This window comes from Streptococcus sp. 32226D021BW, assembly GCF_053545015.1.
On sequence record NZ_JBPPVC010000018.1, the window covers coordinates 1 to 19,408 of the forward strand.

Here is a 19,408-nt window from a genome sequence, read left to right on the forward strand (position 1 = left end):
TTTACGAAAATCTAATGAATATGCCATAAGTACATTATACCATAAATGTACTATTTTTGTTTCATTTTACTATATTTTTAAAAAAATATATACTAATTTATCAAAAAACAAAAAGAAAACCCGACTAGAGTCGAGTTTTCCAAATAATTATTTTACAGTTGCAGTGCTTGTGATCACTTCTACAGCTTTCTTGACAGCGATGTCGTGTTTGAGCATTTCTGGTGAAAGCAAGCTACGAACTTGTGCCACTTCCATACGGTAAGTAGCTGCCAAGTCTTCGATTTCTTTCTCGATTTCAGCGTCAGTTGCTTCGAAACCTTCTGCTTTCGCTACTGCTTCAACAACCAAGTTTGTCTTAGTACGTTTTTCAGCGTCAGCTTCGTATTGTTTATGAAGGTCATCACGAGTTGTACCAGTGATTTGGAAGTACATATCTGGTGAGATACCTTGTTGTTGCATACCACCCAAGAATTCATTGATTGCACGGTGAACTTCTTCGTGGATCATTTCTTCTGGCAATTCAACGATTTCAGCGTTTTCTACAGCCAATTCAAGAGCTGCTGATTCAACTGCATCATCAAATGCAACTTCTTTTGCAGCTTCCAATTCTTTGCGGTACTTAGCTTTCAACTCATCAAGAGTTTCTACTTCTTCGTCGATATCTTTTGCCAATTCGTCATCCAAAGCTGGAACTTCTTTTGCTTTTACTTCGTGGATTTTTGTTACGAAGAGGGCTGGTTTACCAGCAAGGTCAGCTGCTTGATAGTCTTCTGGGAAAGTTACTTCAACGTTTACTTCTTCACCAGCTGCGTGACCTACCAATTGTGCTTCGAAACCTGGGATGAATTGACCTGAACCAAGTCCAAGCGAGAAGTTCTCACCTTTACCGCCGTCAAATTCTACACCGTCGATTGAACCTACAAAGTCGATAACAACTGTATCGCCTTCAGCTGCTGGACCTTCTTTGATAACCAATTCAGCCAAGTTGTTGCGTGCAGCTTCGATTTTTGCATCAACTTCTTCATCTGTTACTTCTTTAGTAGCTTCTACTGAAACTGCCAAGTTTTTGTAGTCACCCAATTTTACTTCAGGTTTTGTCACAACTTCAGCAGTGATTGTCCAGTCTTGACCTTTTTCCATAGACACAACGTCGATTTTTGGTTGTGCAACGACTTCAAGACCAGCTTCTGCAACAGCTGCTTCATAGGCTGCTGGTAAAAGAGCGTTTACTACATCTTGATAAAGTGCTTCTTCACCAAATTTTTGGTTGAATACGGCACGTGGCAAGTGACCTTTACGGAAACCTGGAAGATTGATATCTTTCTTAACTTTGTTGAAAACGCGATCCAATTCTGGTTTGATAGCATCTTGACCGATTGTGAAGGTCAAAACGCCGCGGTTTGTTTCTTTTGCTTCAAATGATACAGACATTCTGTCATTCTCCTTAAAATTTTATTGCATACTCTTCATTATAACACAATTAGCAGGGATTTCAACGATTTTATAACGTACTTTTGGGAAATGGCAGAGCTTCTGCTCAATCTTCTAATCTGGTTGTTGACCATCGTGGGCCAACCACTTGCAGTCAGTCAAACTCATTTCTGTAAAGATCGCTTCAAAAGAAGAGTCTTCCGGTGAACAGGCGTAGATTCCAAAATGAATTTTCCCGCCGCCTTCATGCAGGTGGCAGATTCGCATCTGCTCAAAATGAATACCGTCTTTGGAGTTTTCAATGCAGAAATCACTACCACGTCGGCTCAAACGGTAGTAAATTGACTTGACAGAAGCAGGAATTTCCTGGGTCGCCCAGTCTGAAAAGCCCTGATTGGTCACAACGCTGCCCAAATGCTGAAAATCTTCATTTTCATACTCAATCGAGCCCTTAATCCAGTTTTCCGAATCCTGATAAACCACGACGCCACACTGGTCAAAGCGGGTATGGCTGTTGGAAAAATCCGTCTTAACCGTAAAGGAAAAATACTCTTCCTCCGTGTCCATCAAGAGCAGGGGAGCATTGTCATTGACAAAATGGTAGTAGGTCTTCTGCCACAAGTCTGTATGAGCTTGGGTTGTGATTCTAATTTCTTTTTCCGAAATCTGATAGTTTTCTGGTTCTCGCACCCAGTAAAAATTTTTGGTGTTCATGTTACTCCTTAGTTCGTTCATCTATAAAAGTCATCATCCGCTCAAATGCTTTGGCAGACACAGGGTCGTTTCGCAAATTTGACACAAAGCCATGCGGTTTTTCCAGTCCTTTTTCTGCTAAGGGATCAACCAACTCATGAACCACATCCGCCTGTTTCAAAGCCTGTTGAAGCGTGATTAGGTCGGTACGGTATTCACTGCCCAAAAGGAAACTTGCTGGATAATCCTTGGTCACATGGAGAATCGGGTTATAGGCATTGATTTCTTCCTGACTGAGATAAATGGTCCCCACCACATAGTTACCCACCAGCATCTTGGCACCCAGAGAAAGCTTGGGATAATCCAAAGGGGCATCATCGATGACCAAAGCCTTGGCCTGTTCTTTTGCAATACTTGGTTCAATGTTCAATAGCTGAGCGTAATCATTGTTGGCTAAGACACTGCCATATTGTGCTACCATGATGGCACCTGCGGACGAGCCCATCAAGACAACATTGTCCATGTTCAAATGGTATTCTTCAGCGTGTTCCATTATGTAGGCAATGGCCTGATTCATCTGAATCACCGGCGTTGGAAAATGGTGGTCTGGCACAAGCGCATAGTCCACATTGACCACATTATATCCTTTTGAAACGATGTCGTCAATGAGATAGGTCGCTTGGCTAGCAGCCAGTGGGTCCCCCATATTTTTGCTGCCTCCAAAGAATCCACCACCGTGGAAATAGAAGAGGGTTGGACGGTCAGCTTCAAAATTTTGGTCTGGATAGGTAATATCTAAAAAACTGTTAGGGTAGTCCTTGCTATAGGCAATCTCACTTTTCAAATACTGACCATTGTCTTTCAACCCGTCGATAGGTTCATATAGGGGACTGTAAGAGTTAGGTGAACTCTCCTGATACATAAACGATTGAATGACACCGACTACCAACTGCGGATGATTGGTAACAGACACATAAACAATGATACCAAGACTAGCTACAATCCCAAAGGCCCATAAGATAATTTTTTTGAATTTTTTCATCTTATTCTCCTAATCTAATAGTTCTAATCCATAACTGTTTACCTGTCCATTGACAGCATCATGCAGCCATTCTGCCACACTCTTGTCTTGAGACATAGGGGTAAAGAATGTTGGAAAGTTAATGGTGGTGTGCTGAGTAGCGGTAGTTTTTTCATCTTGCCCATAATTCCAGATAAAAATACCCACGCCATCAATCTTAGATTGCAGTTCTTGAATCATTTTTTTAAGTTCTTTTTGAAAGTGGTCACTGCTCTCTTCTGTTGCATCTGCTAGTTTCCCTTGGTCAATATAGGCCTGATATTGCTGAAGAATCCCATCTCGATAGGAAATGTCAAATAAAATCTTAACGCTATCTCCGCGTTTCTCATGGAGGGCTACTAAGCTATCCAAAACAAGATTATCTGAATGCAGGCGGTCACTAATGGAAGTCGGTGTCTTCCAGACATTTTCTGCTATACTTTTCCAGTTATCATGTCTCAAAAAGGAACTGTCAACTGCAACCGTGACATTCTCTGCGGTGGGAAATTGTGAAATCACTTCGTCCGCAAGCAATGATGTTGCAAATCCGCCAGCTGAAAATCCAGTCACCAGAAGCGTATCGGGATTGCCAACGTGCGGTTTGGCTGCTGCTAAAATACTCATCAGATTGGAATAACCTTGGTGATGGACTACTTGCTCTTTTCCGTGATCGTCTACATATGAAAAGTTCTGGGTCCCTGCATGAAAATCTCCTGTCCCATACGGAAGCACAATCATAGTCCAGTCCTTAAACGGATTGTCTTCCTGCGGACTTCCAATTCCCCAAGTTGCGACATAATCTTGATGGCCAGTTGTGGTCGCAAAATAACGTGTGCCACCACTAGCAGTCTCTTCATTGATACTCACTCCACCACCGAAGAAATAGACCATTACCTTATTCTTCTATTTACCGATACGAAGCAGGCCGTGTGCCTGATTGCCCTGAGAATCTACAACCCCTTCGGGACTGAGGCGGTACCATTCATTCACTTGTGGGGTCTGGTCAACAAGCTCAGGAGCTGACCAACCAAATGTCTTTTTGTAGGCAATAAAACCAAGCAAGGCTAGAACAACTGTTACAGCCGCTACTATTTTCCAAACTTTTTTCATACTTTCTTTTTTCTGTCCTTTATGGTATATTTTTTAGAAACAAGTGTTTCGTTTTTTATCAGTATAGCAGATGAACAGCTGGAAAACTAGTCCCAGCTCTGCTATTTACCCAAAAGGAAACAAAGGAAAGGAAGTGTTTCGCATGGAAAGAGTGAAGCGGAAAGAGTCGTTATTTGTGGAGAGTGTCGTGGAGGCTCTGTGGGAGTTGCTGGAAGACAAATCTTTTGAAAAGATTAGTGTGTCTGAGTTGGTGGAGAGAGCTGGCATCGGTCGGGTGACTTTTTACCGCAACTTTTCCAATAAGGAAGAGGTGCTCGAACGATCCTTCAACTTGGAGTTGCAAGCCTGGTTGACAGAGCGGCAGATTGACTTGTCGGATTGGTCAGATGCTCATCTCTTACTAGCTTTACGGCAATTTTTTGACTTTTGGTATGAGCAACAGGATAAGATTCGCTTATTGACTGCCAACCATTTGGACTACTTACTCGAGGAGGTCTTGGACAGCTACTTCAAAGAAAGACTGGGGGACATGACTGATGATTTTCACCTGCAATTTATCGTAGGAGGATTTTTCCGAGTGCTTAAAACCTGGGTTGCTAGAGGCTGTAAGGAAAGCCCCGATGACATCATGCGGTTGATGGGAGAGCAATAGGTCAAACTTGCCAACTACCTTGACCAGACCAAGCAAAAAGACTTAGACAACTGATGTTCAGTCACTCTAAGTCTTTTTGTGTATAGTGAGGATGGGCAAAAAGCCCAGGACCACTACTCAGAGTTCGTGTCAACATCTCAGCGCAGTGGTTGATTGGCAGATTTGTTCGTGTTTTACACTCCAAATCTGACCATTACGACTGATGCGAACAGAGTTCGCTTCATTTCCAACCTCCAACAATCACTACTCTGACTGTTTTGTAGCGAACTCTGTTCGCTCTATCTCCGACCTCCAAAGGTTCCCCAAACCTTTGGAGCTACGCGGGGGTGGGAGTTTAAAAGGTCTGGGAGACCTTTTAAAGTGGGAGATATAAGCTGACGGTAGTCAGCTCACATAAATTGATGTCTGGGGATAGACTGTTTCAGCTCAACAACTGGAAATAAGGACTTGTTGACGAACTCTTCTATGAATGGTCGAGTTCTTTCCCACTCCCATTTAAGTCCTTCTCACTTTTTCTTCAATGGCTTTTTCTAGGTCAACCAGAACATCAGACATATACATGGTTCTCAATTCTTTCTCCATAGCTGTCTGGACTTGGACGAGTTTGTCGTCCACAGCAGCATGGATATTCCCCCCCACGATACAGTCGGGATGGGGATTTTCATGAAAGTTGAACAAGCCCTTCTTATCAATATTGTCAACCGTAACAAAGATGTCATAAAGACTAATGTCATCAAGTGGCTTTGCTAAACGAAAACCGCCGCTACCCTGCTTGGCATCTACAATTCCCGCATCCTTCAAACCAGATAGAACCGAGCGAATGATAACGGGATTGGCTTGAATGCTGTTTGCCAAAACCTTGCTGGTAACACGTTGCTGGTCTTGAAAGAGATGGATAAAGGCCAAGGCGTGAATGGCAATGGTAAATTTATTTGAGATCTGCATAACAACCTTTTACTCACTGACAAGGCTGATACGTGCTTTGAGATGATCTCCCGATGCAATCTCGTCAATCATACCAATAGCATAATCTGCATAGGAAATAACGCTTTCTCCCTTACTATTCAAGACCAACTCTTCACCGCCAAGAATATAGCGACCTGTCCGTTCGCCGTCTGCTTGGAAATCACCTGCCGGGCTTACATAGGTCCAGTTGACATCATCTACTTGACGAAGGGCCTCAAGTGCTTCCTTGTGAGCATTTAGCACAGGCAATACTTCCGCTGGAAACTCTGTCACATCTGCCACAGTCAAGGTATGCTCTGGATTAACATAGAGGCTTGCTGCTCCACCAACCACAAGCAAACGTGTTTGTGAATCTTTTAGGATAGCCGCCAAATGTTTGGCTGCATCAGGAACCATATGGACAGTGTCTGCTGTCCAGGCACCTACTGCATCCACTACCGCATCAAAGCCAATCACATCATCGGCTGTCAGGTCAAAAACATCCTTTTGAAGAACCTGCTGTGCGACTGTCTTATTTTCACCACGAACGATGGCCGTTACTTCAAAACCACGTGCTACCGCTTCTTTTACAATCAAGCTACCTGCTTTACCGTTCGCTGCTACTACTGCTATTTTCATTTTCTTTTCCTCCGAAATATTTTTTGTTGTAAAATGTTTTGTTACAACTTTTTTTAAATTGTTGGTAGGTTCATTTATCGTAGAAAAAAGATCTGAGATGGACTCTCAAATCTTTTCTAGTTTATTCTACTTCCTCCTCGGTTTCAAGGCTGACAGGCCGTGTGCCTTGACGGTTTGGAGAAGATAGGGCCAGGCGTTTTGACTGATGGTGACATTTTTTCCCTTGGCCAAGCGTTTCATCTGAGCCTCGTAATAACTGACACCGATAATGGGACCAAGAGCCTTATCTAGTTTTGGAAGACCTGTTGTCAGGCGAGGCGTTGTCAGTTGGAGATCACCGACTTGACGGTAATCATTGACAAGACTTGGACGAAGGACAAAGGGCCTGGCAAGACCAATCATGGACACACCATCCTTGATAGCCTCCTCCATCTGAGTGACTTTTCGGAAACCACCCGTTGAAACAATAGGAACAGAAGTCAAATCTGCTAAGGCTAGAGCGTAGGTCACAAATCCAGCACCATTCTCATATTCACTGCCAAAAACAGGTGTCTCATAATTGCCACCTGAAATTTCAATCAGGTCAATACCCAAGTCAGACATGGTTTTCACCACATGCTTACAATCTTCAAAACCAAAGCCCTCTTCTTTAAAATCAGAAGCATTCAATTTCAAGGCGATGGTAAAATCTGGTCCCACTTTTTCACGCAAACCTCGATAGACTTCCACCAAGAATCGCATGCGATTGTCCAGACTGCCACCATAGCGGTCCGTCCGCTGATTATCTGCCGGCGAGAGGAATTGATTGATCAAGTAACCATGTGCAGCGTGTAACTGTACACCTGTAAATCCTGCTACTTTTGCCCGAAGGCCTGCTGTAATAAATTTATCTCTAGCTTCTTTGATATCAAACACGGTCATTTCTCTCGGTGGACGAAAGGCCGAAGCTGAGCCTCCAGAAATCGGAATAGCACTGGGTGCAATCGGAGTTTGATTGATTGACCGATACATCTGTTTGCCAGGGTGATTGAGCTGGAGCCAGATAGGCACACCGTTCTTTTTCCCAACAGCTGCCCATTTCCGAAATTGAGCCAAATGAGCGTCTGAATCAAGGACCACATTGCCCGGCTCACCAAGGTAGCGGCCGTCCACCATGACATTACCTGTCACTAGGACACCCATTCCCTGCTTGGACCAAAAATCATATAAGGCAATCAGGTCATCTGAAGGAGCTCCCTGACTATCTGCCAGGGTTTCGCTCATGGCGGATTTGAAAAAGCGATTGTCTAAGACCTGACCATTGGGCAGTTGGAGGTTTTCTAACAAAATCTTAGTCACTGTAGCTCTCCTTAAATACTTGAATTTTCTTATCAAGATAGGCTAGTAAGGCTTGGCTCTTTGGCACATCAAAGCCCTTCAAGCTGACCCGTGCCACTTTTTTCTCTGAAAAATAACGCCCTGATACTCCAGCTACCTCTGGTGACAGGCTTAAGTAATAACCTGTTTCAATCCCCTGGTCCAAATCCTTGGAAAATGGTTTCATCAGACTGGTAAGAATCCGACTTTTCAGATTGCGTTTGACCCCATCATTTCCCAAATTTGTCGCAATCAAACCAGGATGGTAGGCATTGACGGTCACAGATGAACCTTGCTTTTCTAAGGCCTCTGCCTGAGCTATTGCCAGCCAAATGGTATATAGTTTGGCATTATTGTAAGCCATAGCTGCAGAATAGCTCTGCTCTAAACCAAAATCCAAGCCTCTGGTTTGTGCAAAATGGTGCATGAAGGAAGAGGTGTGAATGACCCTGCCTGCTGCTTTTTCCAGCAAGGGCAGCAACTCCGTCGTCAAGATATAGGGAACTTGAACAGACAGCATAAAGGTCATCTCGATATTTTCTGCCGTTGCCACGCGAGCATCACCAAAGTAAGCACCCGCATTGTTTAACAAGACATCAATCTGCTCAAAATCTCTGCGAATCTCCTCACTAAAACGATAAACATCTGCTAACTTGGAAAAATCTGCAAGGTAGCCGTGAATCTTTTTATTTCCTGTTTTTAGTTGAATATCACTGAGGGCTACACGGAGCTTTTCGCTATTTCGCCCGTGCAAGATCACTTCATGACCTTCACTAGCCAGTTTCATGGCTAGGTGTTTGCCGATTCCGTCTGTCGATCCTGTGATTAAAATGGTTTTAGGCATTGGTTTCCTCCAAAAAGGCTAGTAAGGCTTTTGAAAACTCTTCTGCATTTTGGAAGATCGAGCCGTGACCTGCATTTGGATAGATGATCAGTTGGCTATTTTTGATCTTCTCATGCATAGTATAAGAATTTTCTGTTGGAACCTGCATATCCTTATCACCGTTGACGATCAGAGTTGGTAGGGCGATAAAGGTCATATCATCTTGTGGCTCTCTTCCCCAGCGTTTGATAGCTTTCAGCTGGGTCAAAAATCCTGGAACATTCATGTCCTTATCTGCATGAGCAGCACTTCTTTGCCCCATACGACCCAAGACTTTTTCTGCCTCCAAACGACCTGCTTCATCATGATTGTAGAAGATGTAGCGTTTTGGATCCACACGCTCCAAACCAGCCTTCAGCATATAGCGGAAGGTTTTTCCAGTTACCTTATCAACTTCAAAACCACCACGAGGACCTGTACCTGCTAAAATCAAGCGATTAACCAGCTGACCATCCAGACGAACGATTTCTTGAGCAATGAAACCACCCATAGACAGACCTAGCAAATTGATTTTCTCATGACCCAAAGCCTTGATAATGGAAACAGCCTGCTCAGCCATTCCTGGAATAGTTGGAGCCACCTTGCCTTGACTAGCTCCTACGCCAGGAAGGTCTAGGACAATCACATGGTGCTGTTCAGCCAGCAAATCCAGCAATTTTGGATCCCAGTTGTCCAAGGTCGCGGCTAGGTGAACCAGCATGACCAAAGGAAGGTCTGACTTGCCCTTGCTGAGCTCACGATAGGCGATTTTATTGTTTGAAACGGTGATGTATTGGTTTTTAGTTGTAATATATGACATGATTTTTCCTTGTATATTCTATTGTCTTAGTTGAAACTGAGGACTGTTTTTCCGCGTGAACGACCGTTGGCAACCTTATCAAGTGCTGCGTTGACTTCTTCAAATGAATAAACGGTATCGATAGACGGTTTGATTTCGAGCTTGCTGAAAATGTCTGCTACTTCTTGCAGTTGGCGACCATTGCTCTCTACGAAAATGAAATGGTAGTGAACACCATATTTCTTAGCCATTTTGTCAAATGAACGACCCGCTAGACCAAACAAGATTTGTTTCCATTTTGGCAAATTCATGCGCTTGGCAAATTCGCCATTCGGCATGGCACGAAGGGAAACCAGCTGTCCACCTTTTTTCATGATTGACATTTGTTTTTCCGTTTCTGCACCACCAAGTGTGTCCAAGACGTAGTCAACATTGCTAAGTGTTTTGGTGTAATCTTCTTTTTTGTAATCGATAAACTGGTCTGCACCGAGTTTCAAGACACGTTCACCATTTGCACCGTCACCATTTGTGATAACGGTCAAGCCCTTGGCTTTGGCAATCGGAATAGCCATACCTCCGACACCACCAGTTCCGCCTGAGATGAAGATGGTCTTGCCTGCCTCAGCACCCATGAGATCAAGGGCCTGTATGATGGTCAAGGCTGTCAGAGGAACAGCTGCCGCTTCTTCATCTGTCAAGTAGGCAGGGACCTTAGCAAGAGCTTGTGCATCAACTGCTACATACTCAGCAAAAGCACCGATACTATCAAGCGGAAGACGACCGAAGACACGATCACCTGCTGTAAAGTTGGTTACAGTTGTACCGACTTCTTCAACCAAGCCGACCACTTCATTTCCAGCTGTTTGGGGCAATTTGTAAGGGACAATCAATTTCACATCTCCGCGCGAGATCATGTTGTCCAATGGATTAACGCCTGCTGCGGTCACTTTGACAAGGACTTGGTGAGGCTTGATTTGTGGTTTAGCAATTTCTGTAAGGTTAAGGGCGATGTTGTTTTTGTTATAAGATGTGTGTTGTGCTGCTTTCATGTTCTTCTCTTTTCTATTAGTTGGCTTGTTCCTGTATCACTTACAGGTCTATGTTTGGGTTTATAAAATCTGACCTCGGTCAGATTCGGGTTTCTTGTGCGGATTGATAGAGATTATCAATCACATTATCTAAGGATTGACGACTGAGTTGATGTTCCAGTTCTTGTTCAACGCTGGAAAAGATGGGAACCATTGCACCTTCTATATGTTTCCCAACTGGACAAGTGAGATTGGCATTCTGGTGTAGCTGAAATAGGCGAATATGCTCCACTTCTTGCGTCGCAAGGTAGATTTCCAATAAGCTAATATCCTTAGGGGACTTGCTCAATTGGTAGCCTGATCGTCCTTGGTGCGAAGTGATTAAGCCTGCATTTTTCAAGAGTGCAATCACCTTGCGGATGTAACTGGCATTGGTGCCAACGCTCTCAGCTAAGGCTTGCGAGCTAAGTATTTCCTTACTCTCACTGATCATGGTCAGTATATGAAGGGCTACTGAAAACTTTGTATCCATTCGTGCTCCTTTCTGTTCTTGTATCATTTACAAGAACAAGTTTACCATAAGCTAGACTTCTTGGCGAGTCTTTTGCTTGATTTTTTTTAACAAAGCATTCGACCAAGAAGTTACTTGTCTTACATGCGTTTGCCGTCTAGGACAAATGGCAAGGTTTTTTCTATATGATAGGCGTGGACTGCTGAGGCGTATTGTACTACTTCTGCATTCAACTGCGGAGCCTGGTTGGCATAGAAGGCCTCTCTTGCCGCCTGATCCGCAAAACCTAGGATGATGGAGGCATGAAGGTGGTCTTCTTTAGGATTGTCATGGGCAACATTTGGGGTATTCCAAGTCGCTTTATTCCATGGCAGATAGACCTGCGTCCGTACTTCCGTTACCCCAGGGATTGTCGCCAATTGACTGGCAAGTCCATCTTGAACAACTGTTTTGAAGTTGCCGCTCCTCACACCATCTTTGCGACGGAAGTAAAGAACATCACGCAGTTGGGTTTGGGCCTGAGTACTAGTATGGTACCAACGTGATGAATAAGGGAAGCCCATGTGCATCAAAGTCCGACGGAAAACATTGACCTCATCTTCAAAGGCAAGGGCCGTCTGACGGCGTCCGCCTATTGGTGCCAATAACTTTTGATAGGTCACTTCCGCAATGCCATCAATCCGACGGTCTTCTGGAATAGCCGTTTCCAAGCCTGTCGCTTTCGGCCAAAAACTATGTTCTGTCTCACTCAAATGTTGCTGGCGGTATTCTAATAGACCCGGTGAAGCTGCAATAATCTGTGCATGCCCGCCACCCCAGTAGTCCATTCCCTCTTGGCGTGCTTTATCCTGACGCATCCATAATAAAATGGATAGTGAAAATCGTTGTTGGTATCCTTTTGTCATATTTTCTCCTTTTGTTCTTGTATCATTTACAGGAACAAGTTTAGCATAAGCCAGACTTCTTGGCAAGGATTTGGCTCAAAAAATCACAACCGATTGGTTGTGACTAATTCTTCCGTATGGTATCTTCCTGATAAGCTGCACGGGCCCCACCGATCAGTTTTGGGCGGCTGGCAAGGGCGGTGACATGGGCCTGTCCAATCTCACGCAGGCTAGGTCTAATCGGAACTTGGACGTGCTTGATGTGCATGCCGATAGCTGTATCACCAATGTCTACACCAGCCTGAGCGGTGATAAACTCGACTTCCACCGGGTCCTTCATATACTTGAAAGCCGCTAACTGTCCAGATCCTCCTGCATGGAGGGTTGGGAGGACATTGACCATTTCCAAGTCTTTCTGGATTGCCAATTCCCGTTCCACCACCAAGGCACGATTGAGATGTTCACAGCCTTGGACAGCTAGATAGATACCTTTTGGCTCCAGGATTTCCAAGATGGTTTCAACAACCACCTCACCAACTTCCAGACTGGAATTTTTACCGATATGCCCACCAATGACCTCACTAGATGATAAGCCAAGAACAAAAATTTGCCCCTTTTGAAGATTGCTGAGTTCTAGGACCTCTTCGATAACTTGCTGGGTTTGAACTTTGATTTTATCGAGTGACATAGTTAATAGCACCGCTTTTCTCAACTAATTTAGCCACTGCAAACCCTAAGCCCATCCCGACAAAGTTTTGCATGCTATTGCCAAAAACACTTTCAATGGCTTTGAGGTCATTAAAATAAATCCGAGATGCCAGGTAGTAGCCCCCAACCATAGAGAGCGTCGCCAAGACTAAACCGAGAATCCGGTTCTTACCTGTCCAACCCGCAAAATAACCCTGAGCCCCATGGAAAATCAGACTAAAGAAAGCCCACTGGGGATAGCCTAGCAAGAAATCTATCAAGAGCCCTGCCAAGCCGCCAACAATGGCTCCTTCTTTCTTGCCCAAGTAAAAGGCTGTAAAGAAAACTCCTACATCCAAGAGTGTGACAAACCCCGAAGGTGTTGGCAAATGGAAGTGGGCCAAGACCAAACTCAAGGCTGTTAAGATGGCTAATAATACTAATTCCTGTGTTTTTTTATTTCTCATATTGAATCACCCCATAATCATCTGATTTTTCAATCGCCGCATGGACAAAATCCTTGGACAGCTTGACCGCCTCCAAAGGCTCTTGACCCAGCAAAAGCTGACTGGCAATGCTGGACGCAAAGGTACAGCCTGCCCCTATATTGTTTTCTGACAACAGAGGCGACTGGAGCACCACTACTTCCTGACCGTCGTAGAAAACATCCACAGCCTGCTGATTGCCCAAGCGATTGCCGCCCTTGATGACCACCGCCTTGGCTCCCAAATCATACAAGGCCACTGCCGCCTGCTTCATCTCCTCCACTGTTTTGATGTCTTTTTGGAGCAATAGCTGAGCTTCTGCCAGATTTGGCGTGATCATGCTGACATAGGGAAGGAACTTCAAGAGCTCATCCCTCAGCTGGCTAACCTCAGTATCGTGCGTTTCCTTGCAGACCAAGACCGGATCCAAGACCACAGGAATCTCCTGGTGAGCCTTGATAAACTCCAAAGCCTGCTCTGCTATGTCCACCGTGGGAAGCAAGCCAATCTTAATCGCAGAAAAGGGCACAGCCTTCAAACTAGCCAGCTGCTGGGCAAAGACCGCAGCATCCGTCGGAATGACCTCAAAACCTTTTTCCGTCATAGCTGTCAAGCAGGTCACCGCCACAAAGCCATGCAGGCCATGAACCGTGTAGGTGGTCAAGTCTGCATGGAGACCCCCACCGCTGAAAATATCGTTGCCCGAAAGAGCCAAAATGTACTTAGTCTTCATAGATAATCTCCTTTAGATAGAGGCCGTTGCCTGCCGCAGTCGGACCTGCCAAACCACGATCTTTTTCTGCCAAAATCCGCTTGATCTGCCCAACAGGCATGCGACCATTACCAATTTTCAGCAGGGTCCCAACCATATTCCGCACCTGCTTGTACAAAAAACCGTTGCCTGAAAAGGTAAAAATCAAGAACTGCCGCCGCTGGTCGTATTCCATACTTGCCGCCGTAATGGTCCGCACCTTGTCCTCCACCGAGGTCCCTGAAGCCGTAAAGCCTGTAAAGTCGTGAGTCCCCACCAAGTCCTGAATAGCTTCTTCTATCAAGCTCAAGTCCAAATCATAGGGATAAAAGGTCGCATAGTGTCGCATCATGGGATTCTTAGGCCGCCCAATATCCACCAGAAACTCGTAGGTCTTGCTGTGCTTGGCGTAGCGGCAATGAAAATCATCCGCTACCTGCTCCACACTGACCACATCAATATCCTCAGGTGTTTGAGTATCAAGAGCAAAGCGGAGCTTCTCAGCATCTCGACTGCCAGCCAAGTCAAAGTGAATCACCTGACCATAAGCGTGCACTCCTGCGTCCGTCCGACCTGCTCCATGAACGGTTACTGGTTGGCCGCTGTTCAATCTTACTAGTGTTTTTTCGATTTCTTCCTGAACTGTACGGGCATGGGGCTGGCGTTGGAAACCAGAAAAGTCATGTCCGTCGTAGGAAATAATTGCCTTATATCGTGTCATGTTTTGATTGTAGCACAAGCAAACTTAGAAAAACAAGCCTATAAAACAACAACTGTCCTAGCACAGACACCTGCCCTCCTATTAGATTGACAGAGCTAAGAAAATACACTATAATGAAAACAGGAATTGAAATTTAGAATTGTTATTATTACATCGTAGAAAGGAGGGAAGCATGACCCACCATCATAGTAGTGACCATCAAGCGGATTTCGACCACGTCATCCAGCACCTTAAGGAAAAAGGAGTTCGTATCACTTCGACTCGTAAGGCTGTTGTAGCCTACATCATAGAAAGCGATGACCACCCGAGTGCTGAGATGATTTACCAAGATCTTCTACCAGACTACCCAGGAATGAGCCTAGCTACTGTTTACAACAATCTGAAACTTCTGTTGGAAGAAGGATTTGTAACAGAAATCAAACGAACCAATGATAATACGACCTATTATGACTTTATGGGCCATGATCACCTCAATATCATTTGTGAAGTGTGCGGAAAAATTACAGACTTTATGGATATCGAACTACCTAGTCTGAAAAAAGAAGCCCAAGACCAGACAGGTTACAAGGTCACAAAAGAGGTCCTAGCTATCTATGGTATCTGTCCTGATTGCCAATCTAATATAGCATAGACAAGAATAGCAGAGCGAAATATTTCGCTCTTTTTTCTTTCCTTGGAATTGTCTGAAAAATCTTATTTAGAATTATTATAATTAAACTTGACATTTTATTTGTAATTGTTATAATTAAACTATAAAAAGATATTTCGAGGAATTTTTTATGACACTAACACAGCAATTTAAACAGAATAGTCACATTATCACGACTTCTGTCTGCCTAGTATTTATTCTGCTAGGTATCCTCCTGCTACAGACCGGGCAAGGATGGGCACCCATCCTCTTCATTTCAGCCTTTATCATCGGCGGATACCAGTCTGCCAAGGAAGGTCTGACAGAATTGTTTGTGGACAAGCACCTATCTGTTGACCTCCTCATGATTTTGGCGGCGATGGGCTCTGGCCTCATCGGCTACTGGATGGAAGGCGCCCTGCTCATCTTCATCTTCTCCTTGTCTTCTACGCTGGAAGAATTGGCTATGGAAAAAAGCAAGAATGCTATCGCTGCTCTGATGAATATGACCCCTCCAACTGCCCGTAAAATCGAGGAAAATGGTGACATTACTGTCTTAGACACGGCAGCCATTCGCATCGATGACCTCTTGCAAGTTCGCAAGGGGGATACGGTACCACTAGATGCTACCCTCATCAGTCCGCAATCCATCTTTGACGAATCCATGATTACAGGCGAGCCGCTCCCTGCTGAGAAAATGGCTGGCGCTGCTGTTATCGGCGGAACCATTAACCAAGGTCCAACTGTGACTGTTCAAGTTACAGCTGAAAAAGGCGATGCCCTATTCGATAAAATCGTCCAAATGGTTGAAAACGCCCAAGAATCCAAATCAAAAACAGCGACTTTCATTGAAAATATGGAAGATACCTATGTCAAGGTTGTCTTGGTGGTGGTACCACTCTTTATCCTCTTTGCTCATTTTGTTCTGGGTTGGGACTGGTTGACTGCCTTCTACCGTGGCATGATTCTCTTGACCATCGCTTCTCCTTGTGCACTTGTAGCTTCTTCTTCACCGGCGACACTTTCTGCCATCAGCCGTGCGGCACGCAAGGGCATGATTATCAAGGGCGGTGACATTGCGGACAATATCGCCGATCTAGAGGCAATCGTCTTTGACAAGACAGGCACATTAACCATTGGTAAACCTGAAGTTGTCGGGGCGACCTATCTTGGCGATGAGGAGCTTATCAAGCAGGTTGTTCAGGCAGTTGAAAAACAATCAAGCCACCCGATCGCCCAGGCTCTCATGACCTATACGGCTGACAGCTCTGCTATTGCCCTCCAAAGCCTAGAAGACGTGACCGGAAAAGGATTGGTGGCGAGATATGAGGGCGACAGCTGGAAAATCGGTAAGGCGGACTTTGTGGTAGATAGTTTGGTCCGTCCCCTGTCTGCTGACTTAGCTTCACAAATCGATGAGGCGGAAAGCACTGGGAAAACCCTAGTCTATGTCAGCCAAAATGATGTGCTGGCGGCTATTTTCATGGTGGAAGATAGTCTGAAACCGGAAAGTAGACTCCTTATCTCTCAGTTGAAAGAAATGGGTGTGACGCCAATTCTCCTGACGGGCGACCAAGAAAAGACCGCTCGGTATGTGGCGAGTCAGGTCGGTATCGAGCGGGTCATTGCCAACTGTCTGCCGACGGATAAGGCTGCTGTTATTCAAGAACTGCAAACCGAGTTTGCGTCTGTCGGGATGGTGGGGGACGGTATCAACGATGCTCCTGCCCTTGCTCAAGCCAATGTCAGCTATGCCATGGGAAGCGGTACGGACATCGCTATGGAGTCAGCTGACATCGTACTCATGGAAGACCTGACGAGAATTCCTTACTCCATTCGTCTCTCTAAGAAAATGCGGGGCATCATCAAGCAAAATATCATCTTTGCCCTGTCTGTCATTGCTCTTCTTATCATCTCCAACCTCTTCCAATCTATCAACCTACCGCTCGGTGTGGTGGGCCACGAAGGATCAACTATTTTGGTCATTCTCAACGGACTGAGACTCTTGTATTTCAAATAATCGAGTAGGGACTAAGACTAGTCCCTCTCACACCACCGTGCGTGCCGTTCGGCACACGGCAATTCAACTAACTTTTAACGCATGTCGTTTTAGATAATAATCTAGGCAAGAAACCAGTCCACGTTTAGCGAGGACTGGTTTTGATATGGCACGTTTCAGTACAGACCTCTGAGTCACTAATTGATAATGGTCTCCCCAGCCAGATACCTTATCCGCTATCCACTTCGGTACTCCTAATTTGAGAAGTCCCCATAGTCGCCTAGATTTCTTCTTCCATTGTTTCCAAATAATAACTCTTATTCGAGTTCTTAGTCATTCATCAATGCTTTCCATGACTGATTTCATGTTCGTCATAGAAAAGTAGTTTATCCAACCTCGGATGACCCAGTTTAGTCGCTCAATTCGGTTGCCTGAGTCAATACTCCACTTACGGTCCGTTAGTTTCTTGAGTTTTCTCTTGAAACTCTGTACGCTATCCTGATGCGGACGACTTTTCCAGCCATCAGGTGATTTCCAAAACCCAAATCCTAGGTACTTCAGTTTGCTCGGTCTTACAATCTTTGTCTTGATCCTGTTGACTTTCAAACCTAATCGTTTTTCAATATAACGACTAATTGAATGCATCACACGTTTAGCCGCCGCCTCACTACCAACTGTGATGACACAGTCATCTGCGTAGCGGACAAAGCGAAGTCCGCGATTTTCCAACTCTTTATCTAGCTCATTAAGCATGATATTGGACAGGAGCGGTGATAGATTTCCTCCCTGGGCGTTCCAACTAGTGTTTTATACCGTTGTCCGTTAATGACTACACCCGAATGAAGGTACTTACGAATTAAAGATTCTGTTTCTCCATCTTGGATAATGTTATGAACAAGCGACATCAGTCTATCTTGAGGAACGGTATCGTCCACTTCTCCAGGTCTATGTCTACTATCCACTCATAACCGTCATTAAGGTATCCTAATAACTGGATAATAGCTCGTTCGCATGACCGATTGGGTCTGAATCCGTAGCTCTTATCAGAGAAAAAGGGTTCACAAATAGGACTAATGACTTGAACAATAGCTTGTTGTATCATTCTGTCCATGACCGTTGGGATACCTAGCTGACGAACTCCGCCGTTAGCTTTGGGAATTTCAACTCGTAAAACTGGCTGAGGCTTGTACTTCCTCTGCTTTATTAGTTCTTTAGTTGAACGCCAGTATTTGCGGAGATAGTCATCTATTTCGTCAATAGTTACGCCGTCAATTCCTGCTGAACCTTTATTGGCTCTAACTTGGTTATAAGCATCCAACATATTTGAACGAGATAGGATATTATCTAGTAACTGTGACATGTGCGTATTTCTTTCTTGTTTCGGTGTCTGAGGGACATCTTATATTGGTGAACTTTCCTCTAGTCAATACGTGACCGCACCCAGTTCTATCAGACCGCTAGTTTTACAGACACAAGTGATGTAGGTATACTTCGGTTTGACAGCCTATATTTTCAGTGTCAAACTTTCAACAGTCACTCCCCTGACTGTTGAAATATTCAGCCCTTCGCTCCGTTTCCATTACAGAAACTTCATCGCTACTATGACCTCGGCTGAGAGCCTGCCCCAGCCATTGTTGTTCAACGAAGAATGAGTTGATAACAACGATAGGCGAGGGTACTTCTCATGATTCGTTGTTACTATGTCTTATTGACACCCATGAGACCTCACGGGATAAGTCGTACATCCTTCCTCGTTTACACAAGATATGAGGACGTTAAAAGGTCTAAGTGAAAATAGGAATTCCTCCTAGAGCCCGGTGACTCTAGGAGGAATTATCATTTTCATACTGACCTTAGTCCGAATTCAATTACACTCGTGATTTACGTATATAGGCTACGACTACCTTTTTGGACTTTAATGTTCTTAGCCACCTTGTCCGCTATATACACCTTCGTATCACGTTTCTGTTCGTAGTGCCACGATTTCGCTATCCCTTCCTCTGACGGTCTTGGTTTCTAGCGTCAGACTTAAAACGGTCTTTCCCCAGACCGTTTTAATCCGCTACCTCACGATAGTCAGGCTTGGGAGTCTCTATTGGGTTCACCGGTAGCAGGTGCCCACGGAGGACTTCCACATCAGATGTACGACATGCCCGTCGTACGCAGA

Annotated in this window: 20 protein-coding genes and 1 pseudogene; 3 read left to right on the forward strand and 18 right to left on the reverse strand. The window is 44.7% G+C overall.

The features are described from left to right. Window positions 1-147: 147 nt before the first annotated feature. From tig to ACEE44_RS09430, 5 genes are all read right to left on the reverse strand, one after another. Window positions 148-1,431 carry a trigger factor gene (tig, locus tag ACEE44_RS09410; protein ID WP_172054316.1) on the reverse strand — a complete coding sequence of 428 codons (1,284 nt, stop codon included), beginning with the start codon at window positions 1,429-1,431 and terminating at the stop codon, window positions 148-150. A 114-nt stretch (window positions 1,432-1,545) separates the two neighbouring features. Next, window positions 1,546-2,145, reverse strand: coding sequence for a DUF1349 domain-containing protein (locus ACEE44_RS09415; protein WP_449172046.1), 600 nt, complete (start codon window positions 2,143-2,145; stop codon window positions 1,546-1,548). Window position 2,146: 1 nt separating this feature from the next. Next, entirely contained in the window at window positions 2,147-3,166 is a 1,020-nt protein-coding gene (locus ACEE44_RS09420; protein ID WP_449172047.1) for an alpha/beta hydrolase, read from the reverse strand. A gap of 9 nt (window positions 3,167-3,175) precedes the next feature. After that, window positions 3,176-4,075 carry a pectin acetylesterase-family hydrolase gene (locus ACEE44_RS09425; RefSeq protein WP_449172048.1) on the reverse strand — a complete coding sequence of 300 codons (900 nt, stop codon included), beginning with the start codon at window positions 4,073-4,075 and terminating at the stop codon, window positions 3,176-3,178. A gap of 12 nt (window positions 4,076-4,087) precedes the next feature. Continuing rightward, window positions 4,088-4,294, reverse strand: coding sequence for a hypothetical protein (locus ACEE44_RS09430; protein WP_449172049.1), 207 nt, complete (start codon window positions 4,292-4,294; stop codon window positions 4,088-4,090). 142 nt (window positions 4,295-4,436) lie between these two features. Between ACEE44_RS09430 and ACEE44_RS09435 the strand changes: the two genes are divergently transcribed. Continuing rightward, complete coding sequence (locus ACEE44_RS09435; protein ID WP_449172050.1) at window positions 4,437-4,946, forward strand: TetR/AcrR family transcriptional regulator; 510 nt, start codon at window positions 4,437-4,439, stop codon at window positions 4,944-4,946. A gap of 495 nt (window positions 4,947-5,441) precedes the next feature. Here ACEE44_RS09435 and ACEE44_RS09440 read toward each other — a convergent pair whose 3' ends face one another. From ACEE44_RS09440 to truA, 12 genes are all read right to left on the reverse strand, one after another. Then, entirely contained in the window at window positions 5,442-5,891 is a 450-nt protein-coding gene (locus ACEE44_RS09440; RefSeq protein WP_449172051.1) for an Rrf2 family transcriptional regulator, read from the reverse strand. Between the two features lie 9 nt (window positions 5,892-5,900). Next, the gene (locus tag ACEE44_RS09445) at window positions 5,901-6,530 is read right to left on the reverse strand and encodes an NAD(P)-dependent oxidoreductase (RefSeq protein WP_024382289.1); all 630 of its coding nucleotides are present in this window, start codon (window positions 6,528-6,530) and stop codon (window positions 5,901-5,903) included. 126 nt (window positions 6,531-6,656) lie between these two features. After that, on the reverse strand, window positions 6,657-7,868 hold the full coding sequence (locus ACEE44_RS09450; protein WP_449172052.1) for an NADH:flavin oxidoreductase/NADH oxidase family protein: 1,212 nt from the start codon (window positions 7,866-7,868) through the stop codon (window positions 6,657-6,659). After that, window positions 7,861-8,730 carry an SDR family NAD(P)-dependent oxidoreductase gene (locus tag ACEE44_RS09455; protein ID WP_449172053.1) on the reverse strand — a complete coding sequence of 290 codons (870 nt, stop codon included), beginning with the start codon at window positions 8,728-8,730 and terminating at the stop codon, window positions 7,861-7,863. Before ACEE44_RS09455 ends, ACEE44_RS09450 begins: the two co-directional genes overlap by 8 nt. Next, on the reverse strand, window positions 8,723-9,568 hold the full coding sequence (locus tag ACEE44_RS09460) for an alpha/beta fold hydrolase (protein WP_449172054.1): 846 nt from the start codon (window positions 9,566-9,568) through the stop codon (window positions 8,723-8,725). The genes ACEE44_RS09455 and ACEE44_RS09460 overlap by 8 nt, the downstream gene beginning before the upstream one ends. A gap of 26 nt (window positions 9,569-9,594) precedes the next feature. Further along, entirely contained in the window at window positions 9,595-10,596 is a 1,002-nt protein-coding gene (locus ACEE44_RS09465) for an NADP-dependent oxidoreductase (RefSeq protein ID WP_449172055.1), read from the reverse strand. A gap of 79 nt (window positions 10,597-10,675) precedes the next feature. Then, window positions 10,676-11,107 (reverse strand): Rrf2 family transcriptional regulator, encoded by a 432-nt coding sequence (locus tag ACEE44_RS09470; protein WP_449172056.1) that lies wholly within the window; start codon window positions 11,105-11,107, stop codon window positions 10,676-10,678. A 119-nt stretch (window positions 11,108-11,226) separates the two neighbouring features. Then, window positions 11,227-11,991 carry a hypothetical protein gene (locus ACEE44_RS09475; protein WP_449172057.1) on the reverse strand — a complete coding sequence of 255 codons (765 nt, stop codon included), beginning with the start codon at window positions 11,989-11,991 and terminating at the stop codon, window positions 11,227-11,229. Window positions 11,992-12,094: 103 nt separating this feature from the next. Further along, on the reverse strand, window positions 12,095-12,658 hold the full coding sequence (locus ACEE44_RS09480; RefSeq protein WP_449172058.1) for a TIGR01440 family protein: 564 nt from the start codon (window positions 12,656-12,658) through the stop codon (window positions 12,095-12,097). Beyond that, window positions 12,645-13,124 carry an ECF transporter S component gene (locus ACEE44_RS09485; RefSeq protein ID WP_449172059.1) on the reverse strand — a complete coding sequence of 160 codons (480 nt, stop codon included), beginning with the start codon at window positions 13,122-13,124 and terminating at the stop codon, window positions 12,645-12,647. The genes ACEE44_RS09480 and ACEE44_RS09485 overlap by 14 nt, the downstream gene beginning before the upstream one ends. Continuing rightward, entirely contained in the window at window positions 13,114-13,875 is a 762-nt protein-coding gene (locus tag ACEE44_RS09490; protein ID WP_449172060.1) for a bifunctional hydroxymethylpyrimidine kinase/phosphomethylpyrimidine kinase, read from the reverse strand. The genes ACEE44_RS09485 and ACEE44_RS09490 overlap by 11 nt, the downstream gene beginning before the upstream one ends. Beyond that, complete coding sequence (gene truA / locus ACEE44_RS09495; protein ID WP_024386000.1) at window positions 13,865-14,614, reverse strand: tRNA pseudouridine(38-40) synthase TruA; 750 nt, start codon at window positions 14,612-14,614, stop codon at window positions 13,865-13,867. Before truA ends, ACEE44_RS09490 begins: the two co-directional genes overlap by 11 nt. A gap of 172 nt (window positions 14,615-14,786) precedes the next feature. Between truA and ACEE44_RS09500 the strand changes: the two genes are divergently transcribed. Further along, on the forward strand, window positions 14,787-15,245 hold the full coding sequence (locus ACEE44_RS09500) for a Fur family transcriptional regulator (protein ID WP_172083387.1): 459 nt from the start codon (window positions 14,787-14,789) through the stop codon (window positions 15,243-15,245). Between the two features lie 148 nt (window positions 15,246-15,393). Further along, complete coding sequence (locus tag ACEE44_RS09505; protein WP_449172061.1) at window positions 15,394-17,262, forward strand: heavy metal translocating P-type ATPase; 1,869 nt, start codon at window positions 15,394-15,396, stop codon at window positions 17,260-17,262. Between the two features lie 63 nt (window positions 17,263-17,325). On the opposite strand, the pseudogene ltrA reads toward ACEE44_RS09505, so the two are convergent. After that, a pseudogene (ltrA, locus tag ACEE44_RS09510) lies at window positions 17,326-18,601 on the reverse strand (group II intron reverse transcriptase/maturase). Window positions 18,602-19,408: the final 807 nt, after the last annotated feature.

Coding starts and splice junctions, on each gene's coding strand:
- tig (WP_172054316.1), bottom strand. CDS start 1,431: ATGTCTGTATCATTTGAAGCAAAAGAAACAAACCGCGGCGTTTTGACC.
- ACEE44_RS09415 (WP_449172046.1), bottom strand. CDS start 2,145: ATGAACACCAAAAATTTTTACTGGGTGCGAGAACCAGAAAACTATCAG.
- ACEE44_RS09420 (WP_449172047.1), bottom strand. CDS start 3,166: ATGAAAAAATTCAAAAAAATTATCTTATGGGCCTTTGGGATTGTAGCT.
- ACEE44_RS09425 (WP_449172048.1), bottom strand. CDS start 4,075: ATGGTCTATTTCTTCGGTGGTGGAGTGAGTATCAATGAAGAGACTGCT.
- ACEE44_RS09430 (WP_449172049.1), bottom strand. CDS start 4,294: ATGAAAAAAGTTTGGAAAATAGTAGCGGCTGTAACAGTTGTTCTAGCC.
- ACEE44_RS09435 (WP_449172050.1), top strand. CDS start 4,437: ATGGAAAGAGTGAAGCGGAAAGAGTCGTTATTTGTGGAGAGTGTCGTG.
- ACEE44_RS09440 (WP_449172051.1), bottom strand. CDS start 5,891: ATGCAGATCTCAAATAAATTTACCATTGCCATTCACGCCTTGGCCTTT.
- ACEE44_RS09445 (WP_024382289.1), bottom strand. CDS start 6,530: ATGAAAATAGCAGTAGTAGCAGCGAACGGTAAAGCAGGTAGCTTGATT.
- ACEE44_RS09455 (WP_449172053.1), bottom strand. CDS start 8,730: ATGCCTAAAACCATTTTAATCACAGGATCGACAGACGGAATCGGCAAA.
- ACEE44_RS09460 (WP_449172054.1), bottom strand. CDS start 9,568: ATGTCATATATTACAACTAAAAACCAATACATCACCGTTTCAAACAAT.
- ACEE44_RS09465 (WP_449172055.1), bottom strand. CDS start 10,596: ATGAAAGCAGCACAACACACATCTTATAACAAAAACAACATCGCCCTT.
- ACEE44_RS09470 (WP_449172056.1), bottom strand. CDS start 11,107: ATGGATACAAAGTTTTCAGTAGCCCTTCATATACTGACCATGATCAGT.
- ACEE44_RS09475 (WP_449172057.1), bottom strand. CDS start 11,991: ATGACAAAAGGATACCAACAACGATTTTCACTATCCATTTTATTATGG.
- ACEE44_RS09480 (WP_449172058.1), bottom strand. CDS start 12,658: ATGTCACTCGATAAAATCAAAGTTCAAACCCAGCAAGTTATCGAAGAG.
- ACEE44_RS09485 (WP_449172059.1), bottom strand. CDS start 13,124: ATGAGAAATAAAAAAACACAGGAATTAGTATTATTAGCCATCTTAACA.
- ACEE44_RS09490 (WP_449172060.1), bottom strand. CDS start 13,875: ATGAAGACTAAGTACATTTTGGCTCTTTCGGGCAACGATATTTTCAGC.
- truA (WP_024386000.1), bottom strand. CDS start 14,614: ATGACACGATATAAGGCAATTATTTCCTACGACGGACATGACTTTTCT.
- ACEE44_RS09500 (WP_172083387.1), top strand. CDS start 14,787: ATGACCCACCATCATAGTAGTGACCATCAAGCGGATTTCGACCACGTC.
- ACEE44_RS09505 (WP_449172061.1), top strand. CDS start 15,394: ATGACACTAACACAGCAATTTAAACAGAATAGTCACATTATCACGACT.